Origin of the sequence: Achromobacter veterisilvae (genome assembly GCF_900496975.1) — a bacterium.
Taxonomy (GTDB): domain Bacteria; phylum Pseudomonadota; class Gammaproteobacteria; order Burkholderiales; family Burkholderiaceae_B; genus Achromobacter; species Achromobacter veterisilvae.
In genome coordinates, this window is the sequence record NZ_UFQC01000021.1 from 1 (window position 1) to 20,871 (window position 20,871).

General features: G+C 65.5%; 23 protein-coding genes. 5 read left to right on the plus strand and 18 right to left on the minus strand.

Translation table 11 applies throughout. The features are described from left to right. Nucleotides 1–178 precede the first annotated feature (178 nt). From AVE30378_RS19215 to AVE30378_RS19225, 3 genes are all read right to left on the minus strand, one after another. Nucleotides 179–373, minus strand: coding sequence for a helix-turn-helix transcriptional regulator (locus AVE30378_RS19215; protein ID WP_088447690.1), 195 nt, complete (start codon nt 371–373; stop codon nt 179–181). Then, nucleotides 374–712, minus strand: a complete 339-nt coding sequence (locus tag AVE30378_RS19220) for a hypothetical protein (RefSeq protein ID WP_244235101.1) — start codon at nt 710–712, stop codon at nt 374–376. A 217-nt stretch (nt 713–929) separates the two neighbouring features. Further along, nucleotides 930–1,793: a class I SAM-dependent methyltransferase gene (locus tag AVE30378_RS19225; RefSeq protein WP_129242455.1), complete on the minus strand. Its 864-nt coding sequence runs from the start codon at nt 1,791–1,793 to the stop codon at nt 930–932. A 220-nt stretch (nt 1,794–2,013) separates the two neighbouring features. Between AVE30378_RS19225 and AVE30378_RS19230 the strand changes: the two genes are divergently transcribed. Further along, entirely contained in the window at nt 2,014–2,418 is a 405-nt protein-coding gene (locus tag AVE30378_RS19230) for a VOC family protein (RefSeq protein WP_129242456.1), read from the plus strand. A 35-nt stretch (nt 2,419–2,453) separates the two neighbouring features. Continuing rightward, on the plus strand, nt 2,454–3,083 hold the full coding sequence (locus AVE30378_RS19235; RefSeq protein ID WP_129242457.1) for a LysE family translocator: 630 nt from the start codon (nt 2,454–2,456) through the stop codon (nt 3,081–3,083). 87 nt (nt 3,084–3,170) lie between these two features. Here the strand turns inward: AVE30378_RS19235 and AVE30378_RS19240 are convergent, their stop codons facing one another. The 13 genes from AVE30378_RS19240 to AVE30378_RS19300 form a co-directional block, all read right to left on the minus strand. Beyond that, the gene (locus AVE30378_RS19240; RefSeq protein ID WP_129242458.1) at nt 3,171–4,337 is read right to left on the minus strand and encodes a CMD domain protein; all 1,167 of its coding nucleotides are present in this window, start codon (nt 4,335–4,337) and stop codon (nt 3,171–3,173) included. A gap of 20 nt (nt 4,338–4,357) precedes the next feature. Continuing rightward, nucleotides 4,358–5,656, minus strand: coding sequence for an acyl-CoA thioesterase/bile acid-CoA:amino acid N-acyltransferase family protein (locus AVE30378_RS19245; RefSeq protein WP_129242459.1), 1,299 nt, complete (start codon nt 5,654–5,656; stop codon nt 4,358–4,360). Between the two features lie 3 nt (nt 5,657–5,659). Then, nucleotides 5,660–7,243, minus strand: coding sequence for an ABC transporter substrate-binding protein (locus AVE30378_RS19250; protein ID WP_129242460.1), 1,584 nt, complete (start codon nt 7,241–7,243; stop codon nt 5,660–5,662). A gap of 75 nt (nt 7,244–7,318) precedes the next feature. Further along, nucleotides 7,319–8,332, minus strand: a complete 1,014-nt coding sequence (locus AVE30378_RS19255; protein WP_129242461.1) for an ABC transporter ATP-binding protein — start codon at nt 8,330–8,332, stop codon at nt 7,319–7,321. Then, a complete protein-coding gene (locus AVE30378_RS19260; RefSeq protein ID WP_129242462.1) occupies nt 8,329–9,339 on the minus strand; it encodes an ABC transporter ATP-binding protein in 1,011 nt (336 codons plus the stop codon). Before AVE30378_RS19260 ends, AVE30378_RS19255 begins: the two co-directional genes overlap by 4 nt. Then, entirely contained in the window at nt 9,336–10,259 is a 924-nt protein-coding gene (locus AVE30378_RS19265; protein ID WP_129242463.1) for an ABC transporter permease, read from the minus strand. Before AVE30378_RS19265 ends, AVE30378_RS19260 begins: the two co-directional genes overlap by 4 nt. Continuing rightward, complete coding sequence (locus AVE30378_RS19270; RefSeq protein ID WP_129242464.1) at nt 10,256–11,230, minus strand: ABC transporter permease; 975 nt, start codon at nt 11,228–11,230, stop codon at nt 10,256–10,258. Before AVE30378_RS19270 ends, AVE30378_RS19265 begins: the two co-directional genes overlap by 4 nt. Continuing rightward, nucleotides 11,227–12,690 carry a flavin-containing monooxygenase gene (locus tag AVE30378_RS19275; protein ID WP_129242465.1) on the minus strand — a complete coding sequence of 488 codons (1,464 nt, stop codon included), beginning with the start codon at nt 12,688–12,690 and terminating at the stop codon, nt 11,227–11,229. Before AVE30378_RS19275 ends, AVE30378_RS19270 begins: the two co-directional genes overlap by 4 nt. Then, nucleotides 12,687–13,664: a LysR family transcriptional regulator gene (locus AVE30378_RS19280; protein WP_129242466.1), complete on the minus strand. Its 978-nt coding sequence runs from the start codon at nt 13,662–13,664 to the stop codon at nt 12,687–12,689. Before AVE30378_RS19280 ends, AVE30378_RS19275 begins: the two co-directional genes overlap by 4 nt. 390 nt (nt 13,665–14,054) lie before the next feature. Then, nucleotides 14,055–15,089 (minus strand): hypothetical protein, encoded by a 1,035-nt coding sequence (locus tag AVE30378_RS19285; protein WP_129242467.1) that lies wholly within the window; start codon nt 15,087–15,089, stop codon nt 14,055–14,057. A 390-nt stretch (nt 15,090–15,479) separates the two neighbouring features. Continuing rightward, on the minus strand, nt 15,480–15,710 hold the full coding sequence (locus AVE30378_RS19290; RefSeq protein WP_129242468.1) for a hypothetical protein: 231 nt from the start codon (nt 15,708–15,710) through the stop codon (nt 15,480–15,482). A 291-nt stretch (nt 15,711–16,001) separates the two neighbouring features. Beyond that, entirely contained in the window at nt 16,002–16,211 is a 210-nt protein-coding gene (locus AVE30378_RS19295) for a DUF7661 family protein (protein WP_129242469.1), read from the minus strand. A 16-nt stretch (nt 16,212–16,227) separates the two neighbouring features. Further along, nucleotides 16,228–17,109 (minus strand): LysR family transcriptional regulator, encoded by an 882-nt coding sequence (locus AVE30378_RS19300; RefSeq protein ID WP_165360244.1) that lies wholly within the window; start codon nt 17,107–17,109, stop codon nt 16,228–16,230. Between the two features lie 96 nt (nt 17,110–17,205). Between AVE30378_RS19300 and AVE30378_RS19305 the strand changes: the two genes are divergently transcribed. Genes AVE30378_RS19305 through AVE30378_RS19315 form a run of 3 tightly spaced genes read left to right on the plus strand, consistent with a single transcriptional unit; the run spans nt 17,206 to nt 19,730 of the window. Then, nucleotides 17,206–18,246 (plus strand): membrane dipeptidase, encoded by a 1,041-nt coding sequence (locus AVE30378_RS19305; RefSeq protein WP_129242471.1) that lies wholly within the window; start codon nt 17,206–17,208, stop codon nt 18,244–18,246. After that, entirely contained in the window at nt 18,243–19,220 is a 978-nt protein-coding gene (locus tag AVE30378_RS19310) for a Bug family tripartite tricarboxylate transporter substrate binding protein (protein ID WP_129242472.1), read from the plus strand. The genes AVE30378_RS19305 and AVE30378_RS19310 overlap by 4 nt, the downstream gene beginning before the upstream one ends. Nucleotides 19,221–19,229: 9 nt before the next feature. Continuing rightward, the gene (locus AVE30378_RS19315; RefSeq protein ID WP_129242473.1) at nt 19,230–19,730 is read left to right on the plus strand and encodes a RidA family protein; all 501 of its coding nucleotides are present in this window, start codon (nt 19,230–19,232) and stop codon (nt 19,728–19,730) included. Nucleotides 19,731–19,761: 31 nt separating this feature from the next. Here the strand turns inward: AVE30378_RS19315 and AVE30378_RS19320 are convergent, their stop codons facing one another. Then, nucleotides 19,762–20,361: an OmpA family protein gene (locus tag AVE30378_RS19320; RefSeq protein WP_129242474.1), complete on the minus strand. Its 600-nt coding sequence runs from the start codon at nt 20,359–20,361 to the stop codon at nt 19,762–19,764. Between the two features lie 2 nt (nt 20,362–20,363). Beyond that, nucleotides 20,364–20,849: a hypothetical protein gene (locus AVE30378_RS19325; RefSeq protein WP_244235102.1), complete on the minus strand. Its 486-nt coding sequence runs from the start codon at nt 20,847–20,849 to the stop codon at nt 20,364–20,366. Between the last annotated feature and the right edge of the window lie 22 nt (nt 20,850–20,871).

The following is a 20,871-nucleotide window of genomic DNA, read 5'->3' on the forward strand; positions in this document are numbered from 1 at the left end:
AGGTGCGGATTCTAGGCTTAATCTATCGAGCAAAGTCCAAGCTTTGGGTGTCAGAACAAGCTGCTCGAATCCGCTGTGGTGATAGCTAATCACCACGGGGACCAAGATACAAGGTGTCAGACTGCATGCTCGCAGCATCTAACTAGCGAATTTGTAGTCGGTATCTATTTTGCTGCTCCTAGTGAGGATTCTCAAAAATATCCTCAACACGCCTCTTGAACAACGCACTGATCCGAAACGCCAGATCCAAAGACGGATCATGCTTCTCAGTTTCCACCGCATTGACGGCCTGGCGCGAGACGCCCAGCCGCTCCGCCAGTTCCGCCTGCGTCCAACCCGCTTCGGTCCGCAGGACTCGCAATCTGTTTTTCATTCAATTGCTCGTACGGACGAAGGGAGATACCAGCGCGTAGATTCCCCAGAATATGGGGTAGAAGAGCCATCCGGGAATATGGGGAGCGGCCGCATAGGTTTCGCCAAACCCCCACGCGGTCCAGAGCGCCATGGTGGCGCCAGCGGCCAGGATGAAGCACTTGGCGACGATCACGCCCACGTATTCATCACTTTGCGCCATGAGCCGTAGCGTGGCCCATATCTGGCCGGCGACGAGCAGCGCCGCCAGCGCTGCGACGGCCCATCCTGCCGGTTTGCCCAGGATGCTATCGAAGAGGCCCGCAATGGCGGCAGCGTGGACCAGCACGTAAGCGCTCATGAAGGCAACGGTGCGGACGGCGTAGCTGCGGCCAGGGGAAGTCGCACGGGCGGAGGCAACGTGAGTGGGCATGGCAATGACCTATGTAAAGAAAACCTGACTTTAATGATGTCAAGTTTACTTGTCAATAAGTCATGTTTTCTTTACATGTCGTGGATTGCTCGGTTCGAGCACTCCGGCACGTCGGCGCGCGCCGCGATCGGGACGCTGTTCCCGGCTACTTGGAGGTGGCCACAGAATCCTGAGGCAGAAAAAACCGGTCCTTCAATTCCTGCAACCCAATCCGGTTCAACATCTCTGTCAGCCGTTCCGCCGGCTTCCTACGTGGCAAATCCTTGTACTGCGCAATGATCAGCTCATTCTTCATGGAATGCTCCCACCCCACCAGCTCGGTCACGCTGACCTGATACCCGTGGGCTTCCAGTTGCAGGCACCGCAGCACATTGGTGATCTGGCTCCCGAACTCCCGAGTATGCAGCGGATGCCGCCAAATCTCAGCCAGCGGATCCGCCAGCGCCTTGGCCTTGTTCTTCCTCAGCACCGAAGCCACTTCCGCCTGGCAGCAGGGCACAACGACGATGTACTTGGCCTTCTTCTCCAACGCGAAATGAATCGCATCGTCGGTGGCGGTATTGCAGGCGTGCAGGGCGGTGACGACGTCGATCGTGGCGGGCAGTTTGTCCGAGGTGATGGAATCGGCAACCGAGAGGTTCAGGAACGACATGCCGCCAAACCCCAGCCGCTTGGCCAGTTCTTCGGACGACTTCACCAGTTCTTCGCGGGTTTCGATGCCGTAGATGTGGGAGCCGTTCTTCAGCGCTTCGGGCTGTTCCTTGAAGAACAGGTCGTAGAGGATGAAGCCCAGGTATGACTTGCCCGCGCCGTGGTCGGCGAGGGTGACGGCGCCGCGCTGCTGTTGGACGTCTTTCAGCAGCGGCTCGATGAACTGGAAAAGGTGGTAGACCTGCTTGAGCTTGCGGCGGCTGTCCTGGTTCATCTTGCCGTCGCGGGTCAGGATGTGCAGGGCCTTGAGCAGTTCGATCGACTGGCCGGGGCGGATGTCGTGGGTTTTTTCGGACATGGGGTAAGGCAATGCGCCCCGCGATAGGCGGGGCGCAGGAGAAGGCGGAAAGCGTCAGTTTAACGAAAACGCGGCCGGCCCTGGCGGAACGGGCGCGGACTGTGCCTCTTCTTGTGATCCGCATGATTTGGCAGGCGAGTAACATGCCCGATGCGATTGGATGTGTCATGCATTTCTGAAAGCGCCTGGCCGCCAGGGCGGGCGCAGGGAGAGTCGTCAAATGTTCAGCCATATCACTGTCGGGACGCGTGATCTTGAACGCGCGGGCCGTTTTTATGACGCGGTGCTGCTTCCGCTTGGACTGAAGCGTCGCGTTGTCACGCCGGATGGCGGGCCCTTGGCGCTTTGCTGGGTGACCGGTCAGGCGCTGCTGCCGCGCTTCTATGTGTACATGCCCTACGACGGCGAGCCGGCGACGGTGGGCAATGGCAGCATGGTGGCTTTTCTGGCTCCTACGCAGGAAGCGGTGAGCACGGCCCATGCGGGCGGGCTTGCGCAGGGTGGGACGGACGAAGGGACGCCGGGGATGCGCTCTCATTATGGCGACGGCTACTTTGGGGCGTATCTGCGCGATCCTGACGGGAACAAGGTGCATATCGTTCATCGCGGAGACCTCCCGCTGTAACGCTGGAGAGGCCCGACATCCCTGGAGAAACGCAAATGCTCGTGAGTCAGCTTGCTCTTGTGTACGGCACTTATCTGATTGCCACCGCCAGTCCCGGCCCCAGCAACATGGCGATCATGGCAACGGCGATGCGTGACGGCCGTGTGCCGGCTTTAGCACTCGCGGCGGGCGTCATTACGGGCTCGTTGTTCTGGGCGACCCTGGCGGCAACCGGCATTTCCGCCGTGCTGGCGGCTTCCGCCCAGGCGCTTTTCATCATCAAGATAGTGGGCGGCGTCTATCTGCTCTATCTGGCGTTCCGCAGCGGCCGATCGGCGCTGAGGCCGGGCGCGGCATTTGCGAAGGTGGAAACGGGGCGCGCGACGCCGCGCTATCGGGTGCTCTACCGCCAGGGCGTGCTCATGCACATCGGCAATCCGAAGGCGATTCTGGCCTGGATGGCGATCATGTCGCTGGGGCTGGGGGAAAGCGCGTCGGACGGTACCTTGCCCGCGATCATCGGCGGTTGCGCGTTGCTCGGCGTCATGGTGTTCGGCGGCTATGCCGTCGCTTTTTCGACCGCGCCGATGATTGCGCTGTACGCCAGGCTGCGGCGCTGGATCGAAGGGACGGTGGCCGTGGTGTTTGGCGTTGCGGGCGTCAAGCTGCTGACCTGGCAGCGTTGATAGGGCGGCTTGTCATCGCCGACTCGTGTCGGCGACGACGTGCGCTAGGCAAAGCATCCGGCACGCAAGCGGCCGGACGCCGCGGGATCAGGCAGCCGGGAACACCGGCTCGCCCAGGTTCAGCATCAGGCGATTCGCCCACGCAAAGATCGCGTCCGAGTGCAGCAGGTCCAGGACCTCGCCTTCGTTCAAGCCCACGTCCTTCAAGGCCTGGATGCTGTCGGCGTTCACCGCAGCAGGCGCTTCGGTGATCTGGATCGAGAACTTGCCGATGGCCAGCTCACGCGCCGTGGTGCCGGCGGTGGCGGGATCTTCGAACACCTGGGCGATGACGTCGTTGCGCTTGGCCAGTTGTTCGAAGCGCTGGGCGTGCACGGACGCGCAGTAGACGCAGCCGTTGACGCGGGACACGACGGTGGCGCCCAGTTCGCGCTCTGCGCGGGACAGGCCGCCGGGCGCGTACATGATGGCGTTGAACGCGGTGGAGCGCTGGCGCAGGATTTCGGGCTGGTGGACCAGGAACAGGTAGTAATCCGAGACCTTGGCCTTGGGGTGGCTTTCTTCCAGGACGGCAACCTGCTCGGGCGTGGCGGTGTCGACGTTGACGACGTCGAGCCAGGCCTTCCATTCCAGGCTTTCGTTGGTGAAGCCGTGGGCCTTGATGACGGCGCCGGGCGCGGTGGAGGCGGTGTTGGCCGGGAAGGGCGCAGGCGGGGTGCCGGCGGCGGCAGGCTGGGTTTCCAGGGCCTTCATGGCTTCCAGGCCGGCGACGAGGCGGACCTGGTAGGACAGGAAGGCGATGAGCTGCGACAGGGTGACCACGGCGGGCGTGGAGACGCCGGCGGCGGGCAGGGTCTTGAGCGCGGCTTCGTCGCCTTCGACGGGTTTCTCGATCAGCTTGCGCGTGTATTCGAGGATGGCGGCCAGGCGCGGGCTGGAGGCGTCGGCGGGCTTGCCGGATTCGGCGACGGCGATGTCGGCGGGCGTGGCGCCGGCGTCGGTCAGGCGGGCGCGGTAGTGCGCGGCCAGGACGGGCGACGGGGTGATGCGGGCGGCGTACAGCGCGACCAGCAGGCGCTCGGCCAGCGACAGGCCGGGCAGGGCGGGGTCGAAGAGGGCGTCGTAGCTGCCTTGGGTGGCGGCCGCGACTTTCTCGCGCTGGTGGCGGGCTTCGTAGGTCTTGCTGCCGGGCGCCAGGGCGATCAGGCGATCGACCAGGTCATCCGTCACGTTGTAGACGATGGGTTCAGCCATGCGGGATCTCCTTGTTTCTCTCAGGCGGCGCGGGCGCGGACGGCGGCGTCCAGGAACTTCAGCACGCCTTCCCAGGATTCCTGGTCGGCGCGGGCGTTGTCGCGCGGGGTGCCGCCGCTGGTGCTGATCTTGCCGGACACGGGGTGAGCGTAGACGTGCTGGGTGGTGGGCACGTACGGGAACAGGATGGAGTGCCCGCCGTTCTCGTAGTCCAGCCATTGGACCGGATAGGGGTGCTTCACCTCGGCCAGCTTGTCCTGCACCATCTTCGAGTACAGGCTGGACGGCCAGGAGCCGTCGTCGGTGCCCGACAGCAGGATGACGGGGCCTTTGATGTCTTCCACCTTGATGCGCGCGCGGGCCACGGCGTCGGGGTCTTGCAGCGCGGTGAGGATGGCCTTCTCGTGGCGGTGCGGCGCGGGGCCTTCGTCGAAGGGCGCCCAGGTGGCGGTGCGGTTATTTTCCCAGACGTGGGGGATGGGCTTGCCGCCCAGCAGCCACGTGGGGCCTTCGCGGCCGATCTTGGGATCGCAGGCGTTCTGGCCGCTGTGGACCACGGCGCCGGGCACGTAGGCGACGACGGCGGAGACTTCCTCGGGGAAGGTGGCGCCCAGGAGCAGCACCAGTTCGCCGCCGCGCGACTGGCCGCTGATGGCGACGAAGTCGTGCTTGGGTTGCACCTTCTTGCGCAGCCAGCGCAGGCCGGTCTGGAAGTACTCCAGCGGGGTGTTGGAGATGTAGTCCGACAGGCCCGGCGCCTTGAAGTAGGCGAGCGCGAAGGCGGCGTAGCCGCGCGAGGCGTAGAGCGCGGCGCGCGGTTCGTTGATGCCGCCGCCGGAGCCGTTCAGGATCATGACGGCGGGATGCGTGCCCGGGCCGGCGCCGGGCGGCAGGTACAGCGTGCCGACCAGGCCGTCCTCGCGCACGTCCTGGCGGGTGACGCCTTCAGCGGCCAGGCGCTGGGTGAAGCTGGCCTGGGCCTGGGCGCCGCCGGCGCGCGCGACCACGTCGGTGACCAGGGGCTCGGCGACCGGCTGGTTGAACTGCTCGCGGCTGGGCGAATCGACGGGGGACTGCGACCAGATCAGGCCCATGGGGGCCACGCCGGCGTAGTCGCCGGACGCGGGGGCGTCCCGCGTCAGGTCGACGGTGCCGTTGGCGTCCGCCACGAAGGCGGCCTGGCTTTGCCAGAGCACGCCCTTGCGGCGGGTCAGGGCGGTGATCTCCACCGTCTGGCCGGGCTGGGCCTGCTCGACGCGGATGTGGCGCGCCACGTCGATCAGCGCGTCCGCGGGGGTGATGGAAAGAGTAAGGGCCATGGCTTATTTGCCCGCGTCTTTGCCGGATTCTTTGGTCACCATCATGGCGGCCGTGCGGTCGCTGGTCATGGGGGTGACCTTCAGGCCCTTCTTGGCGGCCCAGATGTTCTTGTAGTGGTAGAGCGGGATGATGCCGACGTCGTCGGACACGATCTTGACCGAGTCTCGCAGGATGGCTTCACGCTTGGCCACGTCGAATTCCGAGGTGGACTGTTCCAGCGCGACGTCGACCTTGGGGTTGGTGTAGCGGCCCCAGTTCGAGGCGCCCAGGCCCTTCTTGGCGTCGGCGGTGGCCAGGATGTTGACGAGCGCGTAGCTGGCTTCGCCGGTGCCGTTGCCCCAGGCCAGCATGCTGACGGCGAATTCGTTCTTGTTGGCGCGGCCCGAATACACGGCCCATGGCACCACTTCCACCTGGGTCTTCACGCCGACGCGGGTCCAGAACTGGGCCACCGCCTGGGCGGTTTCCGGGCCCTGGGGGTAGCGGTCGTTGGGAACGTGCATGGTGAGCTTGAAGCCGTCGGGAAAGCCGGCTTCGGCCAGCAGCTTCTTGGCCTGGGCGACGTCGTTGGGGATGTCCTTGACGTCGGGGTTGTAGCCGAAGGTGCCCTTGGGCATCCACTGGTTGGCCTCGGTGGCCGCGCCTTGCAGGATGCGGTCGGCGATGGCCTTGCGGTTGATGGCCAGGTTCAGCGCCTGGCGCACGCGCACGTCCAGGAGCGGGTTCTTGTCCAGGGGCTTGCCGTTGTTGTCGGTGATGTACTGGTTGGGCGCGGGGTTGAAGCTGGGCTGCAGGATCATGACGCGCAGGCCGTCGTACGGATAGACCGAGATATTGGACGCTTTTTGCAGCTTGGCCAGGTCGGACACCGACACCTTGTCGATCACGTCCACGTCGCCGGCCAGGAGCGCGGCGGTGCGGGCGGCGGCGTTGTTGATGTAGCGGTAGTTGACCTTGTCCCAGATCTGCTTGTCGCCCCAGTAGGCGTCGTTGCGTTCCATGATGACGCGGTCGCCGGGGGTGTAGGACACGAACTTGTAGGGGCCGGTGCCGATCATGGCCTTGCCCGAGTTGTAGTCTTCCGTGGTCGACTTTTCACCGACGTGCTTGCTGACCACGTGGACGGAGGCCAGGTTCAGCGGCAGGTCGGGGTTGGGGGCCTTGGTCTTGATGATCAGGGTCAGCGGGTCCTTGGCGGTCATCGTGTCGATGGTGCGCAGGTAGCCGGCATAGGTGGCCACGCTGCCCGGCACGGCGCGCGCGCGGGTGTAGGAATAGATCAGGTCGTCGGCGGTGAAGGGCGTGCCGTCCTGCCACTTGACGCCTTCGCGCAGCTTGAATTCCCAGGTCTTGTCGTCCAGCGGCTTCCAACTGGCGACCAGGCCGGGCTGGAGCTTGTTCCACTTGTTCTCGATCGCCAGGTCCCAGAAGTGCAGGGCCACCGAGCGGTCGCCGGCGTGGTTGTTCAGTTGCGGGTCCAGCGACGACAGCGGGTCGGCGAAGCCGATGGACAGGTCGTCGGCGCTGGCGGCGGCGGAGGCGCCCAGGATGGCGGCGGTCAGGGTGGTGAGAATCAGGCGTTTCATGTTCGGGGTCCTTGGTATAGGGGGAACGAGCGGTTAATTCGGGAAACCGCGGCGCGGGCGCCGCGGCGGATGCGTTCAGGCCATGTCGTTCAGGTGACAGGCGCTCAGGTGGTTGATGGCGATTCCCTTCAGCGTGGGAACCTCGGTCTTGCAGCGCGGCATCGCATGCGGACATCGCGGATGGAAATGGCAGCCGCCGGGCGGGTTCAGCGGGCTGGGGATCTCGCCCTTGATCGCGGTAAAGATCTTGTGGCGCGACTTCAGGCTGGGGATCTCGGCCAGCAGGGCCTGCGTGTACGGGTGGTTGGGGCGGCGGAACACTTCTTCCACCGTGGCCGTTTCCACGACGCGGCCCAGGTACATGATCACGACGCGGTCGGACAGGTGCTCGACCACGCCCAGGTCATGGCTGATGAAAAGATAGGTCAGGCCAAGGTCTTCGCGCAGGTCCATGAATAGGTTCAGGATCTGCGCCTGGATGGAGACGTCCAGCGCGGCGACGGCTTCGTCGCACACCAGCATGGACGGCTGCACCGCCAGCGCGCGGGCGATGCCGATGCGCTGGCGCTGGCCGCCGCTGAACTGGTGCGGATAGCGCTGGCGCAGCGCCGGGTCCAGGCCCGCGCGTTCCATCTGGGCGCTGACGTAGTCGTCGAAGTCGCCATTGCCGACTAGGCCGTGGATGCGGGCCGCTTCGCCCACGATCTCGTCCACGCGCAGGCGCGGGTTGAGGCTGGCGTAGGGGTCCTGGAAAATCATCTGCACTTGCAGGCGCGCGGCGTGGGCCTGGGCGGCGGTCATGTCGGCCGGGCGCACGCCGTTGATGCGGATCTGGCCGCCGGAGGGCGTGAGCAGGCCCGCGGCGATGCGGCCCAGCGTGGACTTGCCGCAGCCGGACTCGCCGACCAGGCCGACCACTTCGCCGGGGTTGACGATCAAGTCCACGTTGTCGACGGCACGGGTGACGGCGGGCGGCTTGGACAGGCCCATGCGCTGCATCGCATGGCCGACCCGGCCCACGGGGCGTTCGCCGAAGCGCTTGCTGACCCGGCTCAGGTCGATCAGCGGGGTAGTGGCGGGCGCGTTCATGCCGTCACCTCGCTGGTCTGGATCGTGGGATGGAAGCAGCGCACCAGGTGTCCGGGCAGGGCGTCGGTGATGTCGGGTTGCCGGTTGCAGGCGGCGGTGGCGCGCGGGCAGCGCGCCGCGAAGGCACAGCCGGCGGGCAGGTTGAGCAGGTTGGGCGTCATGCCGGGAATCTGGCGCAGGCGCTGGCCGCGCCGGTTGTTGCTGGGCAGGCTGTCGATCAGGCCCACGGTGTAGGGATGCTGCGGGCGGTCCAGCACGTCGTCGACGGTGCCGTGCTCGACGATGCGGCCGGCGTACATGACGGCCACGTCGTCGGCCAGCCCGGCCACCACCGACAGGTCGTGGGTGATCCAGATCAGGCTGGTGCCGTGCTGCTGCGCGAGCTTCTGCACTTCCGACAGGATCTGCGCCTGGATGGTGACGTCCAGGGCGGTGGTGGGTTCGTCCGCGATGATCAGGTCGGGGCGGTGCAGCATGGCGATCGCGATGGCCACGCGCTGGCGCATGCCGCCGGACAACTGGTGCGGATACGCCAGCAGGCGTTCTTCGGGGCTGGGAATGCCCATCATGCCCAGGGTGTCGCGCGACAAGGCGCGGGCCTGGGCCACGCTCATCTTGTTGTGCGCGCGCACGGTCTCGATCATTTGCGCGTCCACCCGAAGCACGGGGTTCAGCGTCATCATCGGGTCCTGGAAGATCATGGCGATGCGGTTGCCCTGGAGCTTCCTCAGTTCGCGCGGCGACAGCTTGGTCAGGTCGCGGCCCTGGAACAGCACTTCGCCGCCCACGACGCGGCCCGGCGCGTCCACCAGGCCCATGATGGAGAAGCCCGTGACGGACTTGCCCGAGCCGGACTCGCCGACCAGGCCCAGGATCTTGCCGCGCTCGAGCGTGAAGGAAACATCGTCCACGGCGGGCAGCACGCCCGCGCGGGTGAAGAAGTGGGTGCGCAGGTTGCGCACCTCCAGCGTGGCCGGCGCGCCGGAAGAGGCGTGGGCGGCGGTCATTTGTGGGTCCTCGGGTTCAGCACGTCGCGCAGGCGGTCGCCCACCAGGTTGATCGCCACGATGGTGACGAGCAGCGCGATGCCGGGGTAGAAACTGATCCAGTATTCGCCGGACAGCATGGTCTGGAAGCCGTTGGAGATCAACAGCCCCAGCGACGGTTCGGTCACGGGCACGCCCAGGCCCAGGAAGCTCAGCGTGGCTTCGAGCGTGATGGCGCGGGCGATCTGCAGCGTGCCGATGACGATCAGCGGCGGCAGGCAGTTGGGCAGAATGTGCTTGAGCATGATCCGCCAGTTGGGGATGTCCAGGCAGCGCGCCGCTTCCACGTATTCGCGGCGGCGTTCCACCAGGGCCTGGCCGCGCGCGGTGCGGGCGTAGTAGGCCCATTCCAGGATCACCAGCGTCAGCACCACGTTGCCCACGCCCTTGCCCAGGTAGGCCAGGATCATCATGGCCACGAGTATCGACGGGAAGGACAGGATCAGGTCCACCAGGCGCATGATCAGCGCGTCGACCTTGCCGCCGGCGTAGGCGGCGAGCAGCCCCAGCAGGGTGCCGACGATGCCGGCGATGACCGCCGAACCCACGCCCACCACCAGGCTGATGCGCAGGCCGTACAGGATGCCCGACAGCAGGTCGCGGCCCTGGCCGTCGGTGCCCAGCCAGTAGTGGAAGGTGTCCAGCCCGTTCATGGTGCCCGGCGGCAGGCGGGCGTCCAGCACGTCGATCTGCAGCAGGTCGTACGGGTTCTGCGGCGCGATCCAGGGCGCCAGCGCGGCGGCCAGGATCAGCAGCACGGACACGGCCAGGCCCACCACCGCGGTCTTGGACGAGAGAAACTCGGCCAGGTTGCGGCGCCAGGGCGATTCGCGGCGCAGGGCGGGGCTAGGCGTCGGGTTTGGTGTCGATACGGCGCTCATGCCGAGGCCTCCAGCCGCACCCGCGGGTCCAGCACTTTATAAAGAATGTCCACGATCAGGTTCAGAGTCACGAACAGGAACACCACCACGATCAGGTAGGCGACGATCACGGGGCGGTCCAGCGCGTTCAGGCTGTCCAGGATCAGCTTGCCGGCGCCGGGCCAGGCGAAGATGCTCTCGGTGACGACGGCGAACGCGATGGTGGAGCCCAGTTCCAGGCCCAGCACCGTCACCAGCGGGATCATGGTGTTGCGCAGCACGTGCACGCAGACCACGCGGAAAGGCGACAGGCCCTTGGCGCGCGCGAACTTCACGAAATCCAGCGGCAGCACGTCGCGCACGCCGGCGCGCGTCAGGCGGATGACCAGCGAAATCTTGAACAGCGACAGGTTGAAGGCCGGCAGGATCAGGTGGCGCCAGCCGTCGGCCGTCAGCCACGACCACTGGAAGCCCAGGAACTCCACCGTCTGCCCGCGGCCGCTGGCCGGCAACCAGCCCAGCGACACGCTGAAGGTCATGATCAGCATCAGGGCGATCCAGAACGTGGGCAGCGAGAAGCCCACGATGCTGCCCGCCATGATCATCTTGGACCAGCGGCTTTCCGGGTACAGGCCGGCCAGGAGGCCCAGCGGCAGGCCGACGATCACCGCCATCAGCATGGCGGTGATGGCCAGCTCGAAGGTGGCGGGCAGGCGCTGGATCACCAGTTCGACGGCGGGGATGTTGTAGACGAAGCTGTTGCCCAGGTTGCCGTGCAGGGCGCCGTTCAGGAACGCCAGGTACTGTTCCCACAGCGGCTTGTCCAGGCCCAGTTCGGCGATGATGCGGGCGCGGTCCACCTGGTCCACGTCCTGGCCGATCAGGATGTCCACCGGATTGCCGATGGCGTGCAGGCCCACGAAGACGATCAGCGTCATCAGGAAGACGACCACCGCGGCTTGCGCCACGCGGCGCAGCAACCAGCCCGTCATTGCGCGGTCTCCGCCTGGGGGGCCGGAGCTGGAACCCATTCGTCGCCGAACACTTCCGGTTCCGAGAACGCTTCCATATTGGCGTAGTGCGCGGCCACGTCCTCGCGGTAGAACAGGCCGGCGATGCCCTGCGCGAGGCGCTTGGCGCCTTCGCTGATGGCCGGGATGTCGCCCGAGATCGTGCCCTGCGTCAGCGCCGCCGGATACGAGAAGCAATGCACGCGGTCCAGGCCGGGACAGGCGCCCGGGGTTTTTTCCTGCAATTCGAAGACGGTGCCCAGGTCGGGCGAGTCATGCAGTTCCTGGTCCTCTTCGCCGGCGGGCGGCACGTAGCGGTCGCCCCAGGCGCGCACATGCGGCGCCAGCGCGGCGAATTCCGGCCGCGCCGTCCAGTCGATCCGGAAGCCCGTGGAGAAGATCAGGAAGTCCAGCGCGAACACGCCCTTGGGCGTGGTGACGCGGATTTCGTCTTCCACCAGCGCCAGGTCCTGGACGCCTGCGCCCAGGTTGAAGCGGGCGTTGGGGTGGCGCGAGACGCGCAGCGTGCTGCCGCGCGGCGGCGGCACCTGGGCGGCGTTGATGTAGTGGCGGATCTTCCACTTCCATTCGTCGGGCAGGGCCAGGTGGCCGTGGGTCAGTCCGGGGTTGCCCGCGCCCTTGCCCTTGTTGACGCGGGGGATGTCGTTGCGGCGGATCAGCAGGTCCACGCTGGCGGCGCCCGCTTCCAGCGCGGTGGCCGCGCTGTCCATGGCGGACGCGCCCGCGCCCACCACGCCCACGCGCTTGCCGGCGAGCGTGGCGTAGTCCATGACGTCGGACGAATGCGCCCAGCGGTCGCGCGGCAGCTTCTTCGCGAAGTCGGGCACATAGGCGCCGCCCAGGCCGTCGCGGCCGGTGGCCAGCACCACGCGGCGCGCCAGCACCGTGCTGCGCCCGGCGGGGGATTCGATGTCGAGCTGCACCAGCTTGTCGGCGCGCGGCAGCACGGCGCGGATGCGGTGTTCGTTGCGCACGTCCAGCTCCAGCACGCGGCGGTACCAGCGCAGGTAATCCATCCATTGAAGGCGCGGGATCTTGTCCAGCGCGTCCCAGGCTTCGGACCCGAACTGGGCCTCGAACCAGGCGCGGAAGGTCAGCGCGGGCAGGCCCAGCGCGGGGCCGGTCAACTGCTTGGGCGAACGCAGCGTTTCCATCCGGGCCGTGGTGGCCCAGGGGCCTTCATAGCCTTCGGGGGCCTGGTCGAAGATGGGCGCATCGACGCCCAGGTGCTTGAGCGACGCCGCCGCCGCCAGGCCGGCCATGCCGCCGCCGACGATGGCCACGTCCAGCACCTGCCGGCCGTCGACGTAGCGGGGCGTCACCCAGTTCTTGGCGGGGATTTCCAGCCACGACAGGTCTTGCCGCAGGCGCGCTTCCAGCGCGGCGAGACCTTGCGGCGGGGTGGCTACGGGCAGATTCATAATGCGGGGGATTCCGTAAGAGGGGCGTCGTCACCGTAGATCGACTGCAATAGCGCCGAATGCTCGCAGGCGTCGTGCAGCGCAAAGCCGGGCAGCAGGTCCGCGGCGGCTTGCGCCAGCGCGTCCGCCATGGCCTGGCAGGCCGGCGTCAGCGTTTGCGCCTGCGGGGTGATGACCCCGAAGAAAAAGGGGATGTCCAGGTCGATGGGACGGATCGCCACGCCCGGCATGGGCGCGCCGTAGGCGGTGATCGGTTCCAGCACCGACACGCCCAGTCCGGCGCGCACGGCGGCCAGGGCGTTGATGGACGAATTGGTTTCCAGGGTGCCGGGCAACTGGCCGTTGGGCGCCAGCGCGGCATCCAGCCGGCGCCGCAGCCGGAAGGGGTTGGCCATGGTGATCAGGCGGCGGCCGGCCAGGGCCGACACCGGCACCACGGCTTGCTGCGCCACCGGATCGTCTTCCGGCAGCGCGGCCACACAGGGCGCCTGCCCGATCCAGTGCACCGTCAGGCCGCGGTGTTCCAGCGGCAGGCTGGTCGCGCCCAACTGGGCGGAGCCCGACAGCACTGCGTGCACCACCTGTTCCGGCGACGCGCTGCGCAATTGCACGCGGGCCGTGCCCAGGCGGGATTCGATGCGCTTGAGCGCGTCCGGCACCAGCCCCGCCGCCAGGGCGGAAGTGGCGGCCATCAGCAGCGGCTGGGCCTGGCCGCGGGCAATCTCGTCGGCCCGGCCGCGGATCTGCTGCAGGCCGGTCAGCGCCCGTTCGACGTCGTCATACAGCAGGAAGCCCTGCTCGGTGGGCGTCACGCGGGGGCCGCTGCGCGCGAACAGGGGATAGCCGATCTCGGCCTCCAGTTCCTGCAGCAACCGGCTGATCGCCGGCTGCGAGCGTCCGAGCAGCCGTCCGGCAGCGGTGACGCTGCCCGTGGACATGACGGCCGCGAAGGCCTCGAGTTGACGAAGTTCCATCTGTCTTGATTTATGCCAAGGACGAATTCTTGCGCGTCCAGTATGCACTTTGCAAATAATTAAAGCGCATAAGCAAATTCCCTAATGGGGTTTTCCTTAGGGAATTTCATAACTGTGAGTTATTTCAAGGGCTTAGGGCCTGCCCGCCGCCTTCTTGCCATGGGACCCTGTTCTGGGCCAGGGCGGACACCCTGCGGCACGGAGACGGAGGTTGGCGGGTGTCGCCTCACAAAGGGGGCGCTCAGGCAGTTTCCTGCCCAGTGACGCGGATTGCTTCAAGGTGCGCCCCGCTTTGGATGATCTTTGGCTTTCTCGGTCTCAGCGGAGGTTCAAGAATGTTCCGGTGGATGCCCGTGTCGGGCCGCTCAAGATTTTTGGAAATGCTGAATTTCATGGCGACTTTTTGAAGATATCCTGGTCGAGGATGTCTCCGTTAACGTCCATTTCGTGTTTAAGGGTGCTGGTGGAATTGCCTGTCGGGGGAGTTATTTCGAGCGAGCTTATGCGATCATTTTTTCCTACATTGAGTTTTATGTACGAGACTGCGATGGCAAGTGGTTCCTCATACTTATATCTGAAAGCAACGCCCTGATCGTACGCGTTTGATACGGCTACGCGCCCGCCCTGAACACCAAGATCGGATGAGCTCATGGCGGCATTTGCACTTGCCGAGCGGCTGGTCGAAACCGCTGTGATGATTCCAGTCATTGGATCGTCCGACGTAGTTGATGCCTGTTTTCCGTCAGCGGTGGCGGGCTTGGGTACGGCAGACTTTATTTGTTCATTCGTGGCCGAACTGCGGGTTCCTTCTGGAATGAAAACCTGCGCTTGCGCTGAGAACGCTTGTGCAAGAGTCTCGCCATACGAGTACACCATTTCTCTGGCGTAATAGACCTTCCATACGGCGAATAGACCGAGCTCGCAGTTCCAATCCTGGCCCTTGAGTGCTTTGAACGAGTCTTCAATCATCTTCGCATTTTGGGGATCCTTTGCGAGCGATTGGGAAATTGCTGCTCGGGCGAGTGGGTAAGGCAGGGCTAGCAAACCAGCATTGGGAATGGAGAGTATGTAGTACGCTGTATTGCTGCGGCTTGCCCCAACCCCTCCTTTTACGGCATCGACGGTACCAGTCAGCCCCACGTCGATGTTCGACTGACTCACGAATGACGATGTCGGGAACGCGACGGTCGGGAGCGCTATCTCCCGACTGCCGAAACTGATTGACATTCTGTTGTTGGGCGATGGTGCGGACTGTTTGAAGTGTGGCCGGTCGCGAAGATCTTCGTAGATAAATTCATTGAAGGTCGAAAATCTACCCATTATCACTGGATCGAATCGCAGCCGGCCGCCAGCCGCCCCTTCTGCGCTGGAAATGGCTTGCGGCTTTTCTTTGCTCGGCTGTTGCGGAACGGCGGGGTTTTCCACTGGACCGCTGCAAAGAGCGACTACGTCACCAGGAAAAATGCCTCCCCGAGGAGGGTATACGGCATCCATATTCGTGGTCGGGTATAGTCGCTTTCCCCATGTGTCTACCAGTCTGGTTTGAAGGTTTGGGGGCGGATGGGTGCAAGCTGTGATTGTTCCGAAACCCACGATCATGGACGTGAGCTTAATTGCTGATTTGTAACTCATGAACCCTCCCGCGAATCGAATTGAATTTTTCTATTTTCGATTCTAGGAGGTGGTGTGGATTCGGACTCTAGCTCTTTCGCCGTAGTTCGCTTTAATGGGGTTTATCCAGGCATCGGAGCCGGGGGCCACAGCTCGCATTGCCATCAAGCGTCGGCTGAAATGGATCGAGCGCGTGCATCCCACTCACGAATGGCCCCGCCCTTCGCGCCGGTAATACAGATACCGTTCGATCTCCGCCTGCTCCACCGCGGGTTCAAGCCAACGCCATCTGACGACGTACCCCCGGTGCGCGGGCGGCATCCAACCCAATACGGAATACATCGTGACTTCGGTTTCTCCCGTATTGAATTCGGTTTCGTAGAACCCCTGACGATGCGGCGGCTCGGTGCCACATATCCAGTTGGAACCAGACATGATGTTCTCCCCATGCAGCGCTTCGTTCCAATCCTACGCGCCAGCCCCTGAAATGGCATACGTTCTAGCCCCGATGCGGGCTGGGGCCGCCTTGTGTTAGAAACACGGATGGGGCTGCTTCGGCACGATTGCCGCGACCTTTGCGAACCTTTGCAGTTCGATTCGACGGATGCCGGTAGTATTCGGCCATCGATACTCAGGAGCCCGTCATGCACAGTCAGCAACCCGCGCCCGAGCCGAACAAGCGCCGGTGGCCTTTCGGCTACGGTGAAGAAGAATAGGGCGCTTGCGCTACCCGATGCGCGAAATCCGGTCGCCGGGGCCGGCCAGCTCGTGATAGATGTCGTCCAGGTATTCCGCCAGCTCGTCGGCGGACACTTCCGGGGGAATGGCCAGGTCCGAAGCGGGGACGCGTTTTCCCGCAACAGGACGGTACGCCGCCCACGCCCCGCCTTCGCGGTGGATGTCCAGTTGAAATCTGCCGTAGATGTCGAATTTCATGGGCGTCCTGAAAAAGTCATGACCAGGTCAATGCCAGCTCGGCGGCCACGCTGCGCGTGAGCCCCAGCAGCGCTTGCGAGGCCGGGCTGAGGGTTTCGCCGCCGCGAGTCAGCACTTCCAGGCTGCGGACGGCGCTTTGGTCGGCCAGGGGCATAACCGCCAATTTTGCGCTGGCCGTGACCGCCAGCGCAGGCAGGATGGTGACGCCAAAGCCCTGTTCAACAAAGGTCAGCAGGGAAGTGGTGTTGCGTACCGTCAGCAGCGACGCCTCGACCAATGCCCTCACTTCGGGGGAATCGAACCGGGCGCACAAGCCGTTCGCGATGAACTCCGCGGCATCGATATCGCTCCAGCGCGCGTCGCGTCCAAGTTCCGTCAAGCTGTGGCCGGCCGGGCACACCAGCACGAAACGGTCTTCGAACAAGGGTTCGGTCACGATGCCGGGCAGGGGCGCCGGCAGCGTGGCAACGCCGAAGTCGACCTCTCCGGCGGCCACCGCCTTGCCCACCGCGGCGGAGTCGATATCTCGCAGGTCCACCCTGACCTGCGGGTACTGCCGGCGCATCAGGCCGATGACCCGTGGCAACAGCCGCGTGGCCGCGGAAGGCACGGCGGCCACCTTGGCCGTGCCCAGGGCGCCGCTGGCGTAGCGCACCATGTGGGCCACGGCCGTGTCGAACTCGGCGATGGCGCGCTGCGCCTGGGCGCGGACGTAGAGGCCCAGGGGAGAGAGCCGGATCTTCCGTTCGCCTTCGAATAGCGGCCCGCCCAGTTCGGACTCCAGTTGTTTCAAGGTCATGGAAAGCGCCGCGGGCGTGCGGCCGACGCGGTCCCCCGCCTGGGCCAGTTCTCCCGCGTCGACGACGGCCAGGAACATGCGTAAATGTTCGAGCTTCACGATTAAGAAAATATTGAATAGATGACAATAATTTTAGTTTGACTGAATTCTGGCCGGATATCTACAGTAGCGCTCATCCCATTCAAGGAAGCAGCAATGAGCGCAAGCGCCTTACGCGTGGACGGTCTGCAGTACAGCAACTGGTCCGAAAGAATATTCCGCCAGTTGCGCGAAGGGGGCGTGGACGCGGTCCACGTCACCATCGCCTATCACGAGAACCTGCGCGAGACCATCCTCAATATCGAACGCTGGAACACCTGGTTCGAGCGCTATCCGGAGCTGATCGTGCACGCGCGCAGCGGCGACGACGTCAGGCGGGCGCGCCAGGATGGCCGCACGGCCATTCTCTTCGGCCTGCAGAATCCGTCGTCCATCGAGGACGACATCGGCCTGGTCGAGGTGGTGCACACCCTGGGCGTGCGCTTCATGCAATTGAGCTACAACAACCAGTCCCTGCTGGCCTCGGGCTGTTACGAGTCGGTCGACAGCGGCATCACCCGCATGGGACGGGAAGTGATCAAGGAGATGAACCGGGTCGGGTTGGTCATCGACATGAGCCATTCGGGGGAACGCTCCACGCTGGAGGCAATCGACTTGTCCGCGCGCCCCATCACCATCAGCCATGCCAATCCGCATTCATGGGCCCCGGCGCTGCGCAACAAATCGGACACGGTGCTGAAGGCGCTGGCGTCCGCGGGCGGCATGTTCGGCTTTTCGCTCTATCCCCACCATCTGAAAAACAAATCGGCCTGCACCCTGGACGACTTCTGTGCCATGGTGGCGCGCACCGCCGAACTCATTGGCGTCGAGCATCTGGGCCTGGGGTCGGACCTGTGCCAGGACCAGCCGGATTCGGTGGTCCAGTGGATGCGCACGGGCCGTTACACCAAGGGCGTGGACTACGGCGAGGGGTCCGCGGCGCAGCCGGGGTTTCCGCCTCAGCCCGGGTGGTTCCAGGACAGCCGGGACTTCGGCAACATCGAGCAAGGGCTGCGCGCCCAGGGGTTCTCGCCGCGCGAAGCGGCGCTGATCATGGGCGAGAACTGGATGCGCTTTTTCGACCAGAGCTTTGGCCCGGCGGCTGCGCCGGGCGATTCGTCATTCACCATGGGCCGCAACCCCGGAGCACCTACATGAAGAAAACCGTCCGCCTTTTCGCGTCCGCCGCCCTGGCCATGGGCGCCCTATGGAACGGGCACGCCAGCGCGCAGGAATTTCCCAGCAAGAGCCTCCAGATCGTCGTGCCGTTCCCGCCGGGAGGCGTGGCTGACCTGGTCGTGCGCACCGTGGCGCAAAAGCTGGGCCAGGAAATCAAGCAGCCGGTACTCGTGGTGAACAAGCCTGGCGCCAGCGGCATCATCGGGGCCGAATACGTCGCCAGGGCGCCGGCGGACGGCTACACGCTGCTGATGGCGAACCTGCCCATCATGTCGATCAACGAATTGCAGTACGCCAGCCTGCCGTATTCCGCCGCGCGCGATTTCGCGCCCGTGATCCTGCTGGCCGACCAGCCTTACATCATCGCGACCGGCCACTCGGTGCCCGCCAAGACGATGAAGGACTTCATCGCCTATGCCCGTGGCAAGCCGGACGCGCTGACGTTCGGATCCGCGTCCAGCTCCACTTTCCTGGCGGGCGAACTCTTCAAGCAGCGGGCGGGCATCCGCATGGCCCATATCCCCTACAAGGGCAGCGCGCCCGCCATCAACGATCTGCTGGGCGGGCACATCAGCCTGATCCTGGACCCCGTGATCACGCTGCTGCCGCACGTGCAGGCGGGGAAGCTGCGCGCCCTGGCGGTCACGTCGCCCGTCCGGATCGAGTCCGCGCCCGATATCCCCAGCTACAAGGAGGTCGGCCTGGCAGACCTGGACATCACGTCCTGGCAGGGCATCGTCGCGCCCGCCGGCACGCCGGCGCCAGTCATCAAAAAGCTCAACGAAGCGTTCAACCAGGCGCTGCAATCGCCGGAAGTGGCGACGCGATTGAAGGAGCAGGGGGTAAGCACCAAGGGCGGTTCGGCCGAGGCGTTCGCCGGTTTCGTCGCCAGCGAGAGCACGCGCTGGGCCACCCTTGCCAAGCAGGTCGATTTCCTGCCCGGCAAACTCTAGAGGACGATCATGGCCGACGCGGAATCGCGCCTGAAGGCGCTGGGGCTGGCGCTGCCCGCGCCCATGCCGACGCATTACGCCTATTTGCCGGCGCTGCGCCACGGCGACACGGTGCACGTGGCCGGCCAGATCCCGAAGCTCGGTCCGGACCGCCTGTTCGTGCTGGGCGCGGTGGGCGAGCAGGTATCGGAAGCACAGGCGCGCGAGGCCGTGCGCCTGTGCGTGCTGCACGCCCTGTCCTGGGTGGCGCACAGCGCGCGGGGCGGCCTGGATGACGTGACGCAGATATTGCGCGTCAACTATTTCTTCCAGGTGGGCCAGCGCAAGAGCACGCGGCTATCCGCCATCGCGGATGCCGGATCGGAACTGCTTGCCGCCGTGTTCGGCGCGGCCGGACAGCATCCGCGTTCGGTCATCGGCGTGCGGGAACTGCCGCGCGACGCGCCGGTGCTGATCGACATGGACGTCGCGCTGGCCGCGGCGGATGAACCGCCGGGGGCGGCCCGCTGAGGCCGTCCAGGCCCGACGGCGCGCGCCGCGCTCAGCGTTTGGGCAGCACGAATTCCACGCGCCGGTTCTGGGCGCGGCCCTGCGGATTGTCCGCGCCGTTGGCCAGCTTGTTCGGCTGGACCGGCCTGGCATCGCCCAGGCCTTTCGTGGACAGCCGCGCCGGGTCCACGCCGTGGCCCGCCAGCCATTGCGCCACCGCCTTGGCGCGCCGCAGCGACAGTTCCTTGTTGTAGGACGCCGACCCCTTCGAGTCGGTGTGCCCCTCGATGGCGACGGTGCCGGCGGAGCCGGACTGGATGAGGCCGGCGATGTCGTTCAGCGTCGGCTCGGCGGCGGGCAGGATGGCGGCCTGGTCGAAGTCGAACAGCACGTCGCCCAGCATCGACACGGTCACGGCATTCTTGTCCTGCCGCACCGACAGCCCTTCGTGGCGGGCCGCCAGGCCGTCCACCCGGGCCGTCAGGTCGGACACGCCGCCGCCGGTGTCGGAAGGAAAGCCCTTCAGGTCCAGGACCGTCGCCCGGAGATCCAGGATCTCGGCCTTGTAGGGCGGCTCTTGCGCGAAAGAGCCGCTGGCGGCGGCCAGCAGCGCCGCGGCCAGCAGCGTCGACGCGCCCGGGTGGCCGGCCATGGTCAGCGGTCGGAAATCTTGATGGCGTCGAAGGTCTCGACGCCGGGGATCGTCAGGGAGACTTCGGCGATGTCTTTGGGCGGCGCGGGGAACTTGCCCTGCCAGGAGCCGGCGATGGGGGTCTCTTTCGAGGTCCGGATGACCAGCTTGGGATTGGTCAGCGGCTTGTCGTTGCTGTCTTTCAGCAGCAGGTATTTCTTGTTGCCGGCGACGACGTAGAAGCTGTTCTCGTAGTCGTTCTTCGAGATCGACGTGTAGACCATCTCCGTCTTGCCCGGCACGATGGGCTTGAACCGTATCTTGATGGACAGGATGTCGCCGTTGCGCACCGCTTCGATCACCTGGCCCTCCGCGCTGCCGGTGTCGATCATGCCGGTCGCCAGGGGCGTGGGGGCGTCGGCCTGGGCAAAGGCGGTCTGTCCGGCGGCGGCAAGCGCCAGACAGGCGCCCAGGGCGCAGGCGGCGGCGGTCTTTCCGATCGAAGTCACGATAAGCATCCTTTATTGTGCA

Excerpts from the sequence above, each read along its gene's own strand:
- AVE30378_RS19215 (WP_088447690.1), bottom strand. The coding sequence starts at position 373 with ATGAAAAACAGATTGCGAGTCCTGCGGACCGAAGCGGGTTGGACGCAG.
- AVE30378_RS19220 (WP_244235101.1), bottom strand. The coding sequence starts at position 712 with ATGAGCGCTTACGTGCTGGTCCACGCTGCCGCCATTGCGGGCCTCTTC.
- AVE30378_RS19225 (WP_129242455.1), bottom strand. The coding sequence starts at position 1,793 with ATGTCCGAAAAAACCCACGACATCCGCCCCGGCCAGTCGATCGAACTG.
- AVE30378_RS19230 (WP_129242456.1), top strand. The coding sequence starts at position 2,014 with ATGTTCAGCCATATCACTGTCGGGACGCGTGATCTTGAACGCGCGGGC.
- AVE30378_RS19235 (WP_129242457.1), top strand. The coding sequence starts at position 2,454 with ATGCTCGTGAGTCAGCTTGCTCTTGTGTACGGCACTTATCTGATTGCC.
- AVE30378_RS19240 (WP_129242458.1), bottom strand. The coding sequence starts at position 4,337 with ATGGCTGAACCCATCGTCTACAACGTGACGGATGACCTGGTCGATCGC.
- AVE30378_RS19245 (WP_129242459.1), bottom strand. The coding sequence starts at position 5,656 with ATGGCCCTTACTCTTTCCATCACCCCCGCGGACGCGCTGATCGACGTG.
- AVE30378_RS19250 (WP_129242460.1), bottom strand. The coding sequence starts at position 7,243 with ATGAAACGCCTGATTCTCACCACCCTGACCGCCGCCATCCTGGGCGCC.
- AVE30378_RS19255 (WP_129242461.1), bottom strand. The coding sequence starts at position 8,332 with ATGAACGCGCCCGCCACTACCCCGCTGATCGACCTGAGCCGGGTCAGC.
- AVE30378_RS19260 (WP_129242462.1), bottom strand. The coding sequence starts at position 9,339 with ATGACCGCCGCCCACGCCTCTTCCGGCGCGCCGGCCACGCTGGAGGTG.
- AVE30378_RS19265 (WP_129242463.1), bottom strand. The coding sequence starts at position 10,259 with ATGAGCGCCGTATCGACACCAAACCCGACGCCTAGCCCCGCCCTGCGC.
- AVE30378_RS19270 (WP_129242464.1), bottom strand. The coding sequence starts at position 11,230 with ATGACGGGCTGGTTGCTGCGCCGCGTGGCGCAAGCCGCGGTGGTCGTC.
- AVE30378_RS19275 (WP_129242465.1), bottom strand. The coding sequence starts at position 12,690 with ATGAATCTGCCCGTAGCCACCCCGCCGCAAGGTCTCGCCGCGCTGGAA.
- AVE30378_RS19280 (WP_129242466.1), bottom strand. The coding sequence starts at position 13,664 with ATGGAACTTCGTCAACTCGAGGCCTTCGCGGCCGTCATGTCCACGGGC.
- AVE30378_RS19290 (WP_129242468.1), bottom strand. The coding sequence starts at position 15,710 with ATGTCTGGTTCCAACTGGATATGTGGCACCGAGCCGCCGCATCGTCAG.
- AVE30378_RS19295 (WP_129242469.1), bottom strand. The coding sequence starts at position 16,211 with ATGAAATTCGACATCTACGGCAGATTTCAACTGGACATCCACCGCGAA.
- AVE30378_RS19305 (WP_129242471.1), top strand. The coding sequence starts at position 17,206 with ATGAGCGCAAGCGCCTTACGCGTGGACGGTCTGCAGTACAGCAACTGG.
- AVE30378_RS19310 (WP_129242472.1), top strand. The coding sequence starts at position 18,243 with ATGAAGAAAACCGTCCGCCTTTTCGCGTCCGCCGCCCTGGCCATGGGC.
- AVE30378_RS19315 (WP_129242473.1), top strand. The coding sequence starts at position 19,230 with ATGGCCGACGCGGAATCGCGCCTGAAGGCGCTGGGGCTGGCGCTGCCC.
- AVE30378_RS19320 (WP_129242474.1), bottom strand. The coding sequence starts at position 20,361 with ATGGCCGGCCACCCGGGCGCGTCGACGCTGCTGGCCGCGGCGCTGCTG.